General features: G+C 69.4%; 16 protein-coding genes and 1 pseudogene. 9 read left to right on the forward strand and 8 right to left on the reverse strand.

Annotated features, from left to right (window positions below; all coding sequences use genetic code 11):
- Positions 1–66 precede the first annotated feature (66 nt).
- Complete coding sequence (locus OG574_RS50495) at positions 67–1,359, forward strand: MFS transporter (protein ID WP_326779100.1); 1,293 nt, start codon at positions 67–69, stop codon at positions 1,357–1,359.
- Positions 1,360–2,069: 710 nt separating this feature from the next.
- Here OG574_RS50495 and OG574_RS50500 read toward each other — a convergent pair.
- Complete coding sequence (locus tag OG574_RS50500) at positions 2,070–2,426, reverse strand: MerR family transcriptional regulator (protein WP_326779101.1); 357 nt, start codon at positions 2,424–2,426, stop codon at positions 2,070–2,072.
- A gap of 195 nt (positions 2,427–2,621) precedes the next feature.
- Here OG574_RS50500 and OG574_RS50505 point away from each other — a divergent pair, with 195 nt between their 5' ends.
- On the forward strand, positions 2,622–3,494 hold the full coding sequence (locus OG574_RS50505) for an MBL fold metallo-hydrolase (RefSeq protein WP_326779102.1): 873 nt from the start codon (positions 2,622–2,624) through the stop codon (positions 3,492–3,494).
- A gap of 15 nt (positions 3,495–3,509) precedes the next feature.
- On the forward strand, positions 3,510–3,668 hold the full coding sequence (locus OG574_RS50510; protein ID WP_326779103.1) for a hypothetical protein: 159 nt from the start codon (positions 3,510–3,512) through the stop codon (positions 3,666–3,668).
- Positions 3,669–3,938: 270 nt separating this feature from the next.
- Here the strand turns inward: OG574_RS50510 and OG574_RS50515 are convergent, their stop codons facing one another.
- Both OG574_RS50515 and OG574_RS50520 read right to left on the reverse strand, forming a co-directional pair.
- Entirely contained in the window at positions 3,939–5,273 is a 1,335-nt protein-coding gene (locus tag OG574_RS50515) for a calcium-binding protein (protein ID WP_326779104.1), read from the reverse strand.
- Between the two features lie 256 nt (positions 5,274–5,529).
- Positions 5,530–5,715 (reverse strand): hypothetical protein, encoded by a 186-nt coding sequence (locus OG574_RS50520; RefSeq protein WP_326779105.1) that lies wholly within the window; start codon positions 5,713–5,715, stop codon positions 5,530–5,532.
- 412 nt (positions 5,716–6,127) lie between these two features.
- Here OG574_RS50520 and OG574_RS50525 point away from each other — a divergent pair, with 412 nt between their 5' ends.
- The 3 genes from OG574_RS50525 to OG574_RS50535 are packed head-to-tail and all read left to right on the forward strand — an operon-like array spanning position 6,128 to position 8,402.
- Positions 6,128–6,376 (forward strand): hypothetical protein, encoded by a 249-nt coding sequence (locus OG574_RS50525; RefSeq protein ID WP_326779106.1) that lies wholly within the window; start codon positions 6,128–6,130, stop codon positions 6,374–6,376.
- Between the two features lie 33 nt (positions 6,377–6,409).
- Positions 6,410–7,672, forward strand: a complete 1,263-nt coding sequence (locus OG574_RS50530) for a DUF4158 domain-containing protein (protein ID WP_326779107.1) — start codon at positions 6,410–6,412, stop codon at positions 7,670–7,672.
- Position 7,673: 1 nt separating this feature from the next.
- Positions 7,674–8,402 (forward strand): recombinase family protein, encoded by a 729-nt coding sequence (locus OG574_RS50535; RefSeq protein WP_398380205.1) that lies wholly within the window; start codon positions 7,674–7,676, stop codon positions 8,400–8,402.
- A gap of 244 nt (positions 8,403–8,646) precedes the next feature.
- On the opposite strand, the gene OG574_RS50540 is transcribed toward OG574_RS50535, so the two are convergent.
- Both OG574_RS50540 and OG574_RS50545 read right to left on the reverse strand, forming a co-directional pair.
- Complete coding sequence (locus tag OG574_RS50540; protein WP_326779108.1) at positions 8,647–9,243, reverse strand: NADPH-dependent F420 reductase; 597 nt, start codon at positions 9,241–9,243, stop codon at positions 8,647–8,649.
- A gap of 41 nt (positions 9,244–9,284) precedes the next feature.
- Positions 9,285–10,103 carry an inositol monophosphatase family protein gene (locus OG574_RS50545; protein ID WP_326779109.1) on the reverse strand — a complete coding sequence of 273 codons (819 nt, stop codon included), beginning with the start codon at positions 10,101–10,103 and terminating at the stop codon, positions 9,285–9,287.
- A gap of 138 nt (positions 10,104–10,241) precedes the next feature.
- On the opposite strand from OG574_RS50545, the gene OG574_RS50550 reads away from it, so the two are divergent.
- The gene (locus tag OG574_RS50550) at positions 10,242–11,147 is read left to right on the forward strand and encodes a LysR family transcriptional regulator (RefSeq protein WP_326779110.1); all 906 of its coding nucleotides are present in this window, start codon (positions 10,242–10,244) and stop codon (positions 11,145–11,147) included.
- Positions 11,148–11,383: 236 nt separating this feature from the next.
- Here the strand turns inward: OG574_RS50550 and OG574_RS50555 are convergent, their stop codons facing one another.
- Positions 11,384–12,025, reverse strand: a complete 642-nt coding sequence (locus OG574_RS50555; protein WP_326779111.1) for a TetR/AcrR family transcriptional regulator — start codon at positions 12,023–12,025, stop codon at positions 11,384–11,386.
- Between the two features lie 84 nt (positions 12,026–12,109).
- On the opposite strand from OG574_RS50555, the gene OG574_RS50560 reads away from it, so the two are divergent.
- Both OG574_RS50560 and OG574_RS50565 read left to right on the forward strand, forming a co-directional pair.
- Complete coding sequence (locus tag OG574_RS50560; protein ID WP_326779112.1) at positions 12,110–12,847, forward strand: SDR family NAD(P)-dependent oxidoreductase; 738 nt, start codon at positions 12,110–12,112, stop codon at positions 12,845–12,847.
- Positions 12,848–13,048: 201 nt separating this feature from the next.
- Positions 13,049–13,348 carry an undecaprenyl diphosphate synthase family protein gene (locus OG574_RS50565; RefSeq protein ID WP_326779468.1) on the forward strand — a complete coding sequence of 100 codons (300 nt, stop codon included), beginning with the start codon at positions 13,049–13,051 and terminating at the stop codon, positions 13,346–13,348.
- Positions 13,349–13,667: 319 nt separating this feature from the next.
- On the opposite strand, the gene OG574_RS50570 is transcribed toward OG574_RS50565, so the two are convergent.
- On the reverse strand, positions 13,668–14,873 hold the full coding sequence (locus tag OG574_RS50570; RefSeq protein ID WP_326779113.1) for a PP2C family protein-serine/threonine phosphatase: 1,206 nt from the start codon (positions 14,871–14,873) through the stop codon (positions 13,668–13,670).
- Positions 14,874–15,256: 383 nt separating this feature from the next.
- Positions 15,257–15,379 (reverse strand): annotated as a pseudogene (locus OG574_RS50575) (IS5/IS1182 family transposase); the annotation flags it as partial.
- Positions 15,380–15,431: the final 52 nt, after the last annotated feature.

A 15,431-nucleotide genomic window follows, 5' to 3' on the forward strand; every position in this document is an offset into this window, starting at 1 on the left:
CTGCTCCGATTCGTCCAGCGACGAATCATTGGTGAGTGGCATCGGCGCACGGCGAGGCTGCGCGTCATGACCCCAACCGCCGAGCCCGCGCAGGGCAACCACCGTGCCACCTACCGGGAGGTGCTGGCCGAGCCGCGATTCCGGCTGCTCTTCTCAACCCGCACCGTCGCGATCACTGCGGACGCGCTGCGGATCACCACGTTCTCGGTTCTGGTCTTCGCGGGCACCGGCTCCGCGCTGTTGAGCGCACTGGCCTTCGGCATCGGCTTCCTCCCGCAGTTGTTCGGCTCGCTGCTGCTGGGCTCACTGGCCGACCGACTGCCGCCCCGCGCGCTCATTACCGGCGGCTACGCCTTGGAGTGCGCCGCCGCCCTGCTGCTCGCCCTGGTGCGGATGCCGATCGCGGCAAGCCTTGGTGTCGTGGCGCTGGTCGCCCTCGCCACACCGGTGTTTCACGGCGCGTCGAGTCGGCTGGTCGCGCAGTCGCTGGAGGGCGACGCCTATGTACTGGGCCGTTCACTGAACAACATCGCTGCCTCCGGCGCGCAATTGTTCGGTCTGGCGCTGGGAGGTGCGGCCGTCGCGGCACTCGGCCCGCGCCGGGCGCTCGCGGTCAGCGCCGCCCTCTACCTCGGCTGCGCGCTCGCCATCCGCATCCGGCTACCCCGGCTGCAGTGGGGAGAGTTCGGCGGCACACCCGGCAGCGCTCGGGGCGATAGCGGGGCCGTCCGGGCAAGCCTGCACGGTGCCGGCCTGCTGCTGCGCGGACGCACAGTGCGACGACTGATGCTGGCCCAGTGGCTACCGCCCGCGTTCGTAGCGGGCGCGGAAGGCCTGATCGTCGCCTACGCGGGAGAACGCCACTTCGCGCCCGGCTGGTACGCGGTGCTGATGGGCTGTCTGCCGGTTGGCATGCTTGTCGGTGACCTGCTGGTGGGCCGACTCCTACGGCCACGCACCCGGGAGCGACTGGTAGTCCCGTTGATTGCGCTGATGGGACTGCCGCTGATCGGCTTCGCTGCCGAGCCCGGAGTGGGCGTCTCGTCCTGCCTGCTGCTGCTCAGCGGCCTCGGATACGCCTACGGTCTCGGCCTGCAACGGCCGTTCCTGGACGCCCTACCGCAGGATGGCCAGGGCCAAGCCTTCGGCCTGCTCGGCTCCGGCAGCATGACGCTGCAGGGCGTCGGGCCGGCCTGCTTCGGCGCGGTGGCCGCAGGCATCGGAACAGGCGGCGCAATCGCCCTGGCAGGCGGCGCGGCGGCGCTTGCCGCCGGCTGGATTCTCACCTGGCACCTGCCCACCTCCCCGGTTCCCGCAACCACACAGCCAGACCCTCAAGATCTCAACACGCTGACTTGACAGGGATCTGCACCGCTACCCGCGCGACTGGAATGAGATCAGCGCGCGGATCCGGTTCGAGTGGGCAGGTGGCCGCTGCGAGTGCACGGGCCACTGCGGCCTGACGCATCCCGGCGGCCGTTGCCCAGCCGTCCACGAGCAGATCCACCCCGACACCGGGTCCGTGGTCGGCCTCACCCACCGCCCACCTCAACCACACCCCCGAAGACGTGCGAGAGACCAACTTGCTCGCCGCCTGCCAGCTATGCCACTTGCGGATTGATCACGGACACCACAAGGTCACCCGCTCACTCACCCTCGCCGCCCGCGCAACCGCCGCCGGACAGCTCGCACTCCTCCCCGCGACCGCGCTCATCCGCACCGAGCCACCCACCCCGCCGCGCCCGGGTCCGCACCCCCGGCCGCGCTCCACCAGCTGCCGTTCCCTGATCCTGAACGGGAAACCCCGCCAGGCATCGACCTGGACGCCTGAGCACACATGAAGCGTCCCCCGCTGTCCCGGACCTCAAATCCGGGCAGTGGGGGACGCTTTTTTGCGTTCCAGGAGCCCTCGAACAACATCACCAGCCGTGGTGCCATACCCGCTTGGTATCCGCGGACCTGCCCACCTGCTGTTGGCAGGTGGGTACGGCCCTTCATGCGTTTCCGGCGCCCCTTTGAGTTTGTTGTCCGCGGGCAACAGAGCGGCGTGGCTGATCACTGAGGTTTTCTCAATGAGGCGCCTGCAACGGGCATCCGGTGCCGACGCGCACCTCAAGGTCCGCTCGAAGTGCGGCGAGTTCGGCCATGCGCGTGTCGATGACTTGGATCTTCCCCTTGAGCAACGCAGACAGTGCTTCCGCGGTATCCGGCGCGTCGCGCAGTTCCTCGCCGTGCTGTGCGATCTCCGCCAGTGAGAATCCGAGCGCCTGCGCGGTGCGGATGTAGTGCAGCCAGGTCACCGTCTCAGGTGGGAAGTCGCGATAGCCGTTGGTCAGCCGTCGACCTGTGACGAGGCCGAGTTTCTCGTAGAACCGAATGGTGTCCTTCGTGATGCCCGCCTGGGCGGCCAGCTCTCCGATACGCATGCCCCTCCGTCCGATCGCGGCTTGACCTTGGACCGTACTCCACTGTTTAGCGTGAGCGTCGCTGTCCAACACGACACCACCATGGTGCGCTCGCTCGCCCAGCGTGTGGCCCACCTGGAGGACTAGATGGCGCACCACGACGCGAACTGACTGTCAATCATCGATTTTTAACCGCATACCTGGAGGGGGACCATAATGCGCATCCATCACCTGAACTGCGGCACGATGCAGCCGGTCGGCGGCCGGCTCATCAACGGCAACCGGCTGCCGTTCCAGACCGCTCGGATGATCTGCCACTGCCTACTGATCGAGACCGACCAAGGATTGGTGCTGGTGGACACCGGGGTCGGCCTACGCGACATCGCCAACCCCAAGCAATCCCTGGGCCGCGAATTCCTGTTCCTCACCCGTCCGCGCCTGGACCTCGCCGAGACAGCGGCGCGCCAGGTGACCGGGCTGGGATTCGCCGTCGACGACGTCAGGCACATCGTCTTGACCCACCTCGACCTCGACCACGCCGGCGGGCTGCCCGACTTCCCCAGGGCAAAGGTTCACCTCCACGCGACCGAGCATCAGGCCGCAATGAAGGCCGCCACGAGGGCTGAACGTCTCCGATACCGAGCCGGTCAATGGGCCCATGGGCCCGACTGGGTCACCTACAACCCCACCAGCGGAGACCACTGGTTCGGCTTCGAGGGCGTACGACAACTCCAGGGAATCTCAGCCGACATCGCGCTGATACCGCTACCTGGGCACACCCGCGGCCACGCCGGTGTGGCGGTGCGCCGTCACGAGGGACCGGAAGGCGTAACCAGCCCCCGCTGGCTGCTTCACGCCGGGGACGCCTACTTCTCCCATGGCGAGATCGATCCACTCGCTCCCCGCTCCACGCCAGGATTGGGCTTCTTCCAGACCCTGGTCCAAGTCGATGGCCCCGCCCGCCACCGCAACCAGGCCCGGCTGCGCGAACTGGCCAAAGACCATGGCGATCAGGTCGAAATCTTCTCCGCCCATGACCCGGTCGAACTTGACCGCTACCGGCAAAACGAGCCGCGGACCGTTGCGTAAGGACGCCACGATCAAGTGACCAACGCACTGCTCCGGCATGTGCGCGCCCTCGGCGAGCCCACCGCCGCCGAACTCAAGCAACGATGGCGCGCTCTACTGCACATCACGCTGAGCCCGAGCCGGATCGGTGACATTGCTCGCGCCGCCCTCGTCCTCAACGGGCACTGGAAGTGATCTTCATTGAGGAAACCTCACTGCCCCGTTCGTGGGCGGACTTGTTGTCCGCGTCCGCGGACAACAAGTCCGCGGCTCCGCTGCAGACCAACGCGATTGCGAGGCCTTCGGGGTGTGCCGGGAGCAGCGCGGAGCGCCCAAGAAGGCCCTGTGTCCCTGCGGTCAGCAGGGGCACAGGCCTTCTTGCGTACTGAGGAGCTGTAGCGGTGGGCCACGTGGTGGTTGCCGCGGCGAGGACGGACGCTGGGGCCCGTTTCTGGTGATCGTTGATCAGGTGTTGCAGCCGGTTCCGGTGGTGGGGTTGGTGCAGCTGTTGTGGCCGGTTCCGCCGTTGTTGGTGTTGGTCCCGGGTCCGCCGTTGAGAGCGTCGTTGCCGGGTCCGCCATCGTTGGCGTCGTTGCCCACGCCGCCGGACAGCGCGTCGTTGCCGCTGCCGCCGATGAGGATGTCGTTGCCGTTGCCGCCGATGAGGGAGTCGTTGCCATTCCCGCCCTCGACGCGGTCGTTGCCGTCACCGCCGGTGAGGGAGTCGTTGCCGTCACCACCGCAGATCAGGTCGTTGCCACCGCGTCCGTCGACCACGTCGTTGCCGCCGAGGGCGAAGATCACGTCATTGCCGGGGGTGCCGGTCAGGACGTCGTTGCGGTTGGTGCCGGTGATGGTGGCCGTGGCGGTCGCGCAGGTCGGCGCCGGTTCGTAGGTGATGGTGACCTCGGCCGGCCCGGTGGCGGGGCCGGAGGTACCGGCGGCGGGCACGAGGTTCGACCCACCACCGCCACCACCGGCACCGTACATGCCGTTATTGGTGCTGCCGTAACAGCCACCGCCTCCGCCGCCTCCGAACCAGCCGCCGCCCCCGCTGCCTCCCCCCCAGCCGTTGCTGCCCCCGCCGGTGCCGCCGACGCCGGCCGTACCGTCGGTGCCGGCGACGGAGAAGGGCTGTGAGCATGCGGCTCCGCCGGTGCCGCCGGTGGTCTGGGTACCTCCGCCACCGCCGACACCGCTCAGCGGTCTGTCGCCGCCGGGCTGGCCGATGTCTCCGGCGTCCCCGCCGGTGGCCTCGGGGGCGGGGGCACCATCGAGACCCAAGCCGCCGCCGCCTCCGCCGCCGGCGACGATGAGGCGGGGGTCGGTGCCGATGCTGCCGGTCAGGACACAGCTGACGTTGGCCGAGCTGCAGGTGCGGACGTCGCTGGAACCGCCGCCGGCGCCGCCCGGGAAGTCCCCGGATCCCGGGGCGCCGCCGGTGTCGACGTTCACGAACAGGGTGCTGCCCGGGGTGGCGGTCAGGGTGCCGGTGACGGTGGCCCCGCTCCCGCCTGCGCCACCATAACCCCCCCCGTTCTGGCCCGCGGCGCCGGTGGCGGTGACGGTCAGTTGGGTGACGCCGGAAGGGACGGTGAAGGGCTGGTTGGCGCCCGCGTTGAAGGTGACGGTTGTCGGCGCCGCCGCGGCAGGCGTGGCGGTGGGCACCACGAGCAGCGCTGCCGGCAAAACCGCTGTGGCGAGCAGGAGAGCGGCACGCCGCACCGGGCGCCGCGGCCGCTCGTCTGCGGCTGCGGCACCACGTCGTTGGGATACCGCATGGTGCGAGATCAGTGTCACGATCGGTGCTCCTCGGCAAGGGCCGCGGCATCCAGGACGCGCCACGGCCGTCGGTTGATGCTCCGGCCCCTGCGCGGGACCGCCCGACGATCAAGGCACACCCCTCCGGTCGGGCCTCCCGGACACACCGTCACACCGCGCCGCGATCCACCGACCAGCCGCAGCTTTGGCACCCGGAGACAGTTCGCCGGATGCTCGCAAGCGCCACCGACAAGCCGCCGACTCTCCGTCGACGGTGATGCGGGCGATGCGGGGGTCACGGCCTCAGCAGGAGGTGCAGGAGCGTGACGACCGCGACGCCCACCAAGAGGGCGGTGCCGAACGTGGGGTGGAGGAAGGCCACGTACGTGGCGCTGCCCCGGGCGAGTTGGACGCGAAGCTGTTGCCCCTCTTCGAGGAGCAGCCGGAGGAACGCAACGTTGTCTGTTGTGCCGAGGGACACATGTTCAGCACCTTTGCCGATGACCTTCCTCATCGACGAACTCCGAAGTGAAGTTCATGGACTCCGTCCGGCGCAACAAGGCGCTCCTGTACGACAAGGGCCAGACCTACCCCGAGTACGTCACCGAGTCGCTGCGGGAGTTCGAGTCGCTCTCCATCTGATGGACGACGTCGTCGACATCGCCGTGAACCAGGAGGTCCTGGAGGTCGCCTACGGCCGACATCCAGTACACGAGCTGCGAAGTTCCTGCAGAGAGCGCCAAGGAGGGCCCTGGCCGGCGCAGAAGACGGTGCGTCACTTACAAGGGGCCTGACCTGATGCCGGCAGTCGGGAAGATCGCCCAGGTGGGCGCCAAGTTCGAGGGCCGCACCGGCGTCCGTTGTGCCGAAGGGCATGTATTCAGCACTGCTCGATGACCTTCCTCTTCGACGACCCGCAGTTCGAGGTCGTCGAGTTCGCCAGGCGGATCAAGGTCTTCCTGTACGACGAGGTCAACTGCGTCCAGAAGGCGTTCCTGGAGCCTGCGAGCCAGGTCAGAGTCCCGGCCGAGGTCAACGGCCCTACATGGCCCTGTTCTCGTATAGCTACGGCGAACGGACATGTAGCGCCGTGTGATTGCCCTGGTGCTCGTTTCCCCTGGCTGGGCGCTTCGTTGAGCTGAACGAGTGATCTCGGTTGGGGTGGAGGGGGCGGGGTGCGGCAGGACTGGGAGCCGGAGGACCTGATCGAGGTCTGGACGCTGCTCGAAGACGACATGAAGCGGGTGCGGAACAAGTCCGGGGCGACCCGGCTCGGGTTCGCCCTGTTGCTGAAGTTCTTCGAGGTGGAGGCCCGGTTCCCGGAGCCGGTCAGGGAGGTGCCGGCCGCCGCGGTGGAGTACGTGGCCCAGCAGGTGAAGGTCCCGGCCGGGGCGTGGGCGGAGTACGACTGGCAGAGCAAGGCCATCCAGCGGCATCGGGGCGAGATCCGGGCGGCGTACGGGTTCCGGGCGAACACCGAGGAGGACCAGGACCGGCTGGCCGCGTGGCTGGCGACCGAGCTGTGTCCGGTGGAGCTGTCCCGGGACCGGCTGGCGGCCGCGGTGGTGGCCCGGTGCCGCAATGACCACGTCGAACCGCCGGCGCCCGGGCAGGTGCGGCGGCTGGTCGGCAAGGCGGTCAAGGACTTCGAAAAGCGGTTCTGCCGCAGCACGCTGGACCGGCTCGGTCACGCGACCCGCTCACGGCTGGAGGCCCTGATCGCGGGCGACGGAACTGAGCAGGGCGTCGACGGCGACGGCGCGGCGGCCGGGGGCGGGCGGTCGCACTTCACCGAGCTGAAGACCGACCCCGCTGCTCCGGGCCTGGAGAGCCTGCTGGCTGAGGTGAACAAGCTGGAGCGGGTGCGGCGCCTGGAGCTGCCCGCGGACCTGTTCGCGGACGTGTCGGAGAAGCTCGTGGACGCCTGGCGGGCGCGGGCGTCGAAGGAGTACCCGGCGAACCTGGAGCGGATGAAGCCGCCGCGGCGCCTGACACTGCTGGCCACGTTGTGCCACGTGCGGCAGACGGAGATCACCGACTCGCTGGTGGACCTGTTCATCCAGCTCGTACTGAAGATCAACACGCGTGCGGAGCGGAGGGTCGAGAAGGAACTGGGGGCGGAGCTGAGGAAGGTCCGGGGCAAGGAGGCGATGCTGCTGCGGGTCGCGGAGGCGGCCTTGTCGGAGCCGTCGGGCACGGTGCGGCGGGTGATCTTCCCCGTGGTCGGCGGGGAGAAGACACTCAAGGCGCTGGCGGCGGAGGCTGCGGCGAACGAGGCCCGCTACAAGGCCCGGGTCCGTACCGTGCTGCGGTCGTCGTACTCGGCGCACTGGCGGCGGATGCTGTCGCCGCTGCTGGTCCTCGCTGATCCGCTGCCGCAGCGGTCATCGCTCCCAGCAGGCGGCGAAGCGACGAACGCGGGAACAGCGGCCAGATAGCGTGACCGTACTCGTTCTCGCCCTGGCCCACGGTAACCGGCTGCGCCGGGAACTCGACTCCCAGCTCGACGCGCTCAGCAAACACGGCATCCCGAGGGACAAGATCTTTAGCGAGAAGATCAGCACCCGGGTGCGGGTCCGCCCCCGGTGCGAGGAGGCGTTGAGGACGGCGCGGGAGGTCAAGGCCCACGCCCCGCACTGCCGGGTCATCTTCACCGTGTACGAGATGAAGCGCCTCGGCCGCGACGCCGCCGAACTCACCGCCCTCGCCGACCACCTCACCGCCCACGGCCTGGTCCTGGAGATGCTCGCCGGGCCCCTGTCCGGCATCTACGATCCCACCGGCCCCGGCAAACTGCTGTTCGCGTTCTTCGCGGCGATGGCGGAGACGGAGCGGGAGAACATCCGCGAGTCGACGCTGGAAGGGCTCGACACCGCGGCCCGCAAGGGCAGTCACGGCGGCCGGCCGCCGGTCATCACCGACGACATGCTCCACACCGTGCTCCGGCGCCGCGCGGGCGGCGAGTCTGTCGAGCAGATCCAGCCCGACCTGATCATCCCCACCGGCAAGCGCAAGGGACAGAACCCCTCCGTGGCCAGCATCTACCGGGCGCTCGCCGAGCACGCCAAGCGCGAGGCGTACCCGGAAGCCGTCGAACAGGCCCACACCGACTTCGCCTCCATGAGCAACGCAGCTGTCCCGAGCCCCGTACTCCAGCAGAGGCCCTGAAATCACGCTGAGCTACATGTCCTCTCGCCGTAGCTATACGAGAACAGGGCCGTATCGGCGGGCAGATTCGCGACCAACTCCGCAAGCGAGTCCGCCGTGAGATGGGCTGATTCCTCGGTGCGAGGCCGACGGCCCCGGGACGGGTGGCCACGGGGCGCCGTCCGGCACTGAATCGCCGGCCCTGGCTGCGCCGTCGTATCCGTTCTGGATGTGGGCCCGCCGGGGGCGGTGCACTGTGTGCGGGTCAGCGGGCGATCGAGATCGCGAAGGGCGCGAATCCGCTGGACCGAATCACATGCGGCACGAAGAGTATTGCGGCCTCCGTGGCGCGGGCGGTCTGGATCCCGCCGAGATCAGTGATCCACTCCTTGCGCCAGCCGAGGTCGATGAGCAGTTCACGGACGGTCTGCTTGGCCTGCGGATCCTCGCCGGAGAGGAAGGCGTCGGGCGCCTCGGTGAGCGTGGCCGGCGCGGTCATCACCGGGAAGAGCATGGTGTTGAGTGTCTTGACGACGCGCGTCTCGGGGAGCGCTTCCTGGAGTTGCTCGGCGAGGCTTGAGCCGGGGTAGATCAGGTCGGCGGGCAGTCCGTCCGGTCCGTCGACGGTGGCGTTGGAGACATCGACGAGGATCTTGTCGCGCAGTTCCTCGCGCAGGGCGACGAGCCGGTCCAGCGAGCCGGCGCCCGGGGTGGCGTTGATGACGATCCGGGCTGTCCGGGCAGCGTCGGCGGCGGCGCCCGGCGCGCGGTCCGCCACGGTCACCTCATGCCCTGCCCGGATGAGGGCTGTGGCCAGGTTGCCGCCGACGCGGCCATTTCCGAGAACGGCGATCGTGGTCATGATGATCTGGTCCTTCCGTGCGTGCGGGTTGTGGTGCGCGGTCAGCGTGAGAGCGTGGCGACGGCCTCGGCGTGGACGCCGGGCGCGGCGGCCAGGAAGCTCTCGCTCTGCGGGGTCCAGGGGCGGCCCTCGGCGTCGGAGATCTGTCCGCCGGCCTCGGTGACGAGCAGCGCCCCGGGCAGCAGGTCCGCGCGGGCACCGGCGAACTGCCAGAAGGCGTCGATCCGGCCGGCAGCCACGTTCGTCAGGTGCAGGGTCGCGGGCACGGAGGTGCGGACGACGAGCGCGTCGAAGAGCATCGCGCTGATCGAGGAGCCGACGCGCCGCACGACCTTCTCGTCCTCGTCCGGCCGGGCCTGGCTGGTGGCCACGATGCCCAGGCCGAGGTCCTCGGTCCGGGAGACGCGCAGCGGCCGGCCGTCGAGGTGGGCGCCCGCACCGGCGAGCGCGGTGTAGGTCTCGCCGGTCAACGGCAGGTGAACCACGGTGAGCACCGGCTGGTTGTCCCGCACGAGAGTGGCGGTCACCGCCCAATCCGGCAGCGCGTGCAGGTGGTTGACGTTGCCCTCGGCCGGATCCACGACCCACCACTCGCCGGACGGCAGCGCCCCGCCGACCAACTCGTCCTCCACCCAGCCGGCGTCCGGGCGCAGGCGCGTGAGGCGGGGGCGCAGGATATCGAGGGCCGTGTCGTCGTTGACGGCGAGCGCGCGCATCAGCTCCTCGCGGGTCTGGGAGCGGACCACCTCGCCGAAGCGCTCGCGCAGCGCCGAACCGGCCGCGCGTACGGCGATCGCGGTCTGGCCGAGCAGGTCCGCGTCGGAGGCGGCGTGGTCAGTGGTCTGAAGCGTTTCGGACATGGCGGTACTCCCGTGTGAGAGAGGGGTGTTGAGGCCGGTCGGATCGAGCTGTGCGTTCCGTCTTGCGCTCTGCTCTCGAAGGTATAGAGCCCCATCATTAACTTCAAATGCATGTTAAGCACGGCTAGGATTACTCACATGCAATTGGATTTGAACCTGCTCACCGCGCTCGACGCGCTGCTTGAGGAGGGGAGTGTGGCCGGGGCCGCCGCGCGCCTGCACGTCACCGCCCCCGCGATGAGCCGGAGTCTGGGCCGAATCCGGCGCACGACCGGGGATCAGATCCTGGTGCGCACCGGCCGCACGATGACCCCGACGCCGTATGCGATCGCCGTCCGGGAACAGGTGCACGAGCTGCTGCACCAGGTCCAGGGGGTGCTGGCACCGAGCCGTGAACTCGATCTGGCAACGTTAGAGCGCACTTTCACCCTCCGCTGGCACGATTCCCTGGTCGCCTTGAGCGGCCCCGCACTGCTCGCGGCCGTCCGCGGACAGGCGCCGGGCGTGCGCTTGCGCTTCGTCGCGGAATCGAGCGTCGACACCCCCGAATTGCGGCGCGGCGAGGTCGACCTGGAGGCGAACGCCAACCGCCCGAGCGCACCGGACATCCGTGCCGAGAACGTGGGCGAGACCCGCCTCGTCATCGTCGTGCGGCAGGGGCACCCCCTCACCCGCGTCAAGACCGTCACCGCAAAGCGGTACGCCGCCGCTGAGCACGTGACCGTCTCGCGACGTGGCAACCTCAGCAATGCCCTCGACGACGCCCTCGCACGGCTCGGCCTCACCCGCCGCGTGGTGGCGACCGCGCCCACGGAAGCGGCCGCGTTGGAGTTCGCGCGCGGCTCCGATCTCCTGATCAGCGTCCCCGAAGCCACCACGCGGTCCGCGGTCGCCGACCTCGGCCTGGTCGTGCTCCCCCTCCCGCTCGAACTGCCGTCGGCACCGATATACCTGTCGTGGCATCAGCGCTACGACACCGACCACGCCCACGCCTGGCTGCGCGAGCTGGCGCGAACCGTGCTGGACATGTGCGGAGCGTCGTAGTCGGCGCCGTCCGGCCGCTTCACCCATACGTCCACGCGACCACCACGGCGATCTGCTTGAACGTCAGCAGCGGCTTGCCGTGCGGGTGCCGGCCGTGGGGGCGACCAGACCGACGCCTGCGGCTCAGGATCGCGGATCTGTGGGAGGGCGTCGGCATGGCCCCCCGGAGATCTGGGCGAGCCTGGCCCTGGTCCTAGGCACTGTCCGGCGGATCATGTGGCCGTGATGGCGCCAAGTTAGTTTTTGCGGGCCGGACTGCGCCCGGTTGCGAGGCGTTTCTGCCCCTCGGGCATGGGGAGGACTGCCAGTGCGGTGTCTGCAATGTTCCGTAGCGTCTCCGGGTCCAGGCCGGCCTTGCCTGCCGCCTCGATACCGCGGACCACCGTCAGCAGCAGTGCCGCCAACCGCTCCGGATCCGCAGCGCTATCGATGTCGCCGTGGCGCTGGGCGGCGCTGATCTCCGTCCGCAGCAGGGTCAGCAGTGCCGTCATGGTCTCGGCCGACCGTGCGGCGACCGTCGGATCGTGCTGGGCCAGTTCCGCCGCACCCTTGGCCAACAGGCACCCGCGGCGCTCGGTGTCGGAGGCGGTGTTCTCCGCCATTAGGTGCACGTATCCCGACAGCCGGGCCAAGGCCTCTGCGTCCGGGCCACCTGCCAGCCGCCCTTCGGCCACCTCAACGACTGCGGTGCACCAGTCGCCGAACACGCGGTGGAACAGCTTGCCCTTGTCGCCGAATGCGCCGTACAGGCTGCCCTTGCCCAGGCCGGTCGCCTGGGCGATGTCGTCCATCCGGGTTCCTGCATAGCCGGTCGCCCAGAACTGTTCCCGGGCCCGCTCCAGGACTTGGCGTTCGTCGAATGCGCGTGGTCTCGGCATGGTCTCAGCCTATCCATTCTTGACTCGATCGTCCATTACCGCTTACGTTGTGGACGATCCATTCCACAACTGAAGGGGTTCGACATGCCAGGCGTGCTGCAGGAGAAGGTGGCCGTGATCACCGGAGGGACCAGCGGGATCGGGCTGGCCATCGCCCACCGCTTCGTCCGGGAGGGCGCACGGGTCTTCGTGACCGGCCGGGACATCGACCGCCTCGAAGCGGCACTCAAGGAGATTGGTCCTGCGGCCACCGGCGTACGATCCGACGTCTCGGTCCTGGCCGACCTGGACGCGCTCTACGCGCGAGTCCGCGAGGAGGCCGGACGCATCGACGTGCTGGTGGCCAACGCGGGAATCGTCGCGGACGCCGCGCTCGGCGCCCACACCGAGGCGAACGTCGACCTGACGCTCGCCGTCAACGTCAAGGGCCCACTATTCACCGTTCAGAAGGCGCTTCCGCTGCTGGCGGAGAACGCCTCCATCCTGGTCATCGGCTCAAGCAACAGCGTGCGCCCCAATGAGCACCTCGAGGTCTACAGCGCCTCGAAGGCAGCGTTGAGCAACCTCGTGCACAACTGGGCCCGGCAGTCACGGGAGCGTCGATTCCGGGTCAACGTCCTCAGCCCGGGACCCACGCGGACCCCTGCCCTGCTGCGCGCCGCGGGGCCGGACGTCGACCGGTTCGCCGAGGCCGTCGTGCCACTGGGGCGGCTGGCCGACGCCAAGGAAATCGCCGAGGCCGCTCTCTTCCTGGCTTCGGACGCCTCGTCGTTCGTCACCGGCGCCGAACTCTTCGCCGACGGCGGCTACACCCGGGCCTGAACGACGGCCGGTGGTGCGCATCCGGTTCCCCCGCAACTACGTGCCCGAGCTGAAGGGCGGTCGCCTCGCACTCGCTGAGGCGACGAGCACGCCGGAACTGCCCCAACCCGCCAGGTCCGAGGACTGATCACCGCCGTTTGCGGCTGGTGACAGAGTTCTTACCGGCACCCCGAGTAGCCCTAGCCGATTCCAGAGATCCTCATCAACGGCCGCGCCGACGTCCGCCAGGCCGTCGCCCAGGCCATGCGCGCCAGCGACTACGACCCTCGCGCGGAGCGGGCCGTCGGCGACTACCTTTCCACCAGCGGACTGCCGGACCCCGACCTCATCATCCGTACGTCCGGTGAGCGCCGCCTGTCCGGCCTTCGGTCGACTTCTCGATCGTCTCGGCGACGGCGTCACCCGCAGTCGTGTTCTTCCGGACTCGGGATCGAGACAGCTCGTGTGTTGGCCGCTGCCGGGGCGGAAGTGACGCTCGCTGTCCGGACACTGGCGCCATGACTCACGCACTCATCTCCACGCCCTTCACTGCCTCCAGCACGGCGGACGAGGTGCTGCGAACATCCAGAGGTCCGACGATCGCCAAACGCCGCCGGAACCCATGAACAAACGCTGTCAGTTGAAGGGTTCTGGCTCAACTTCCGTGAAATCCATGCCGACCGGGCTCGTGCCAGCCTCTGGACGAGCCGCTGACCTGCCAGTTCGCCAGGGCCGCCAGCCTCGGACACCGAGGATCGGTTCGACTCCACGGAAGTTGTGCCAGAACCCCAGTTTTGACAGCACCCCTGGGGCCCGCGGAATCGAACGGGTCCGGCTCGCATCAGTCGGGGGTCCGGAGGGGATGCCATTCGGCCAGCAGGATGGTGGCGTCGTCGGTCAGGTGTCCGCTGTGGTCGAGGATGTCGCGGCTGAGACGGCGCAGGGCCTCGGGCGCGGGCTCGCCGGCGGCGGTGGCCCGCACGACGGTGTCGACCAGGCGGTCTTCGCCGAAGAACCCGCCGGCCGGTGAGCGGGCCTCGGTGACGCCATCGGTGTGAATGAGGATCCGGTCTCCGGGCTCGAGCTGGAAGCGCTCGACCGGAGGGGCAGAGTCCGGGTGGCCGAGGCCGAGGCCGAGGGGGAGGTTGGGGTGCCGGGCCAGGGCGCCGGCCACAACGCGCTGGCGGCGGATCAGCAGCGGGGGCGGGTGGCCGCAGTTGACCCACGCAAGTTCCCCGGTCACGGGGTCGAGGTCGGCGAAGACGGCGGTCAGAAGCCGGTCCGGAACCCAGCAGCGCAGGGCCTGGTCGACGACGGGGGCAATGTCAGCGAGGGTGCCGTCGGCGCGGCGGGTGGAGCGGCAGCCGGCTAGGGCGAGTGCCGCGCACAGGCCCGAGGCGGTGTCGTGGCCCATGGCGTCAACCACGGCCAGGTGCAGTTTCCGCTCGCCGAGCGCGTGGTCGAACGCGTCACCGCCGATCTCGTAGGCGGGTTCCAGCACGGCGCTGGACGTGACCGCCGTGGTGCCCAAAGTGCGGGGCGGCATGAACGCCCAGGCGAGTTCGGCCTGCAGCGTCATCGGGCGGGTGCGCACCGTAGTGAGCAGGGTGTCGCTGTACAAGGTCTTGGAGACCACCAGCAGGGCGGTCAGGGACGCCAGTGCCTTGGCGCGCTCCAGGGTGTTGGGGTCCAGGTGGGGTGCGGTGAGGCGGAGCACGCCCATGCGCTCGATGCCGTCGACCAGAGGTAGCCACAGCACCAGGTGGGGTGTGTCCGTGGCCAGGCGCTGGGAGCGGGTGCGGTAACACCAGCCGGCCAGGGTGCCGTCCACGGCCAGCGCGGCGTCCGCGCCGCCGTCCGACGGAGCCAGGGGGATGAGCTGGGTCTGCTGGACGTCGGCGAGGTAGACCGTCGCGCCGGCCAGGCCCAGGTCGCGCGCGCCATGGTCGATGAGCGCGGCGAGCTCGCCCGGTGCGGTGTCGTGCGACCGCTCCAGCAGGCGGGCCAGCACCGGGCCGAGCACGGAGTCCTCCACACCCTCCACCATCCTCTGCCGCCTTCCGGCCTGCCACCGCGTGCCTGCCCTGGGGCCCCGCTGAGCGTTCACCGGGCCGGTGGCACTGTCTGCCAGCGGGCCGCGGCGCGCTTCTGCCAGCGGGTCGGCCGCTCCAACCACCCCCACCGCCGCCCGGCAGATGACCGAGCCGAATCGAACACCACCCAGGACAGCTGCTGTCGAGACTGGTGAAAATCTGCTGCCGAAACTCGGGTTCTGGCACAACTTCCGTGGAGTCGAACCGATCCTCGGTGTCCGAGGCTGGCGGCCCTGGCGAACTGGCAGGTCAGCGGCTCGTCCAGAGGCTGGCACGAGCCCGGTCGGCATGGATTTCACGGAAGTTGAGCCAGAACCGAAACTCGCGAACAAAGTCAGCCCTGTCTGCCTCGGGCGACAGATGAGCGTCCGGCGGCTTCTCTGCCTCCGGGTGCTTTGGTGATCGAGCCGTCGATGGGGATCTGCTCCAGGACGAGGCCGCCGATTCGGTGGTATGCCTCCGCCTCCAGGGGGCACGACGCCACCCATGACTCTCAATCCGGACACCGGCAA

It is taken from the genome of Streptomyces sp. NBC_01445 (assembly GCF_035918235.1).
GTDB lineage: Bacteria > Actinomycetota > Actinomycetes > Streptomycetales > Streptomycetaceae > Streptomyces.

Bases quoted from the DNA above. Each gene is read 5' to 3' on its own strand.
- OG574_RS50555 (WP_326779111.1), bottom strand. From the start codon at position 12,025: ATGCCGAGACCACGCGCATTCGACGAACGCCAAGTCCTGGAGCGGGCC.
- OG574_RS50505 (WP_326779102.1), top strand. From the start codon at position 2,622: ATGCGCATCCATCACCTGAACTGCGGCACGATGCAGCCGGTCGGCGGC.
- OG574_RS50540 (WP_326779108.1), bottom strand. From the start codon at position 9,243: ATGACCACGATCGCCGTTCTCGGAAATGGCCGCGTCGGCGGCAACCTG.
- OG574_RS50500 (WP_326779101.1), bottom strand. From the start codon at position 2,426: ATGCGTATCGGAGAGCTGGCCGCCCAGGCGGGCATCACGAAGGACACC.
- OG574_RS50570 (WP_326779113.1), bottom strand. From the start codon at position 14,873: ATGGTGGAGGGTGTGGAGGACTCCGTGCTCGGCCCGGTGCTGGCCCGC.
- OG574_RS50560 (WP_326779112.1), top strand. From the start codon at position 12,110: ATGCCAGGCGTGCTGCAGGAGAAGGTGGCCGTGATCACCGGAGGGACC.
- OG574_RS50495 (WP_326779100.1), top strand. From the start codon at position 67: ATGACCCCAACCGCCGAGCCCGCGCAGGGCAACCACCGTGCCACCTAC.
- OG574_RS50525 (WP_326779106.1), top strand. From the start codon at position 6,128: ATGACCTTCCTCTTCGACGACCCGCAGTTCGAGGTCGTCGAGTTCGCC.
- OG574_RS50545 (WP_326779109.1), bottom strand. From the start codon at position 10,103: ATGTCCGAAACGCTTCAGACCACTGACCACGCCGCCTCCGACGCGGAC.
- OG574_RS50550 (WP_326779110.1), top strand. From the start codon at position 10,242: ATGCAATTGGATTTGAACCTGCTCACCGCGCTCGACGCGCTGCTTGAG.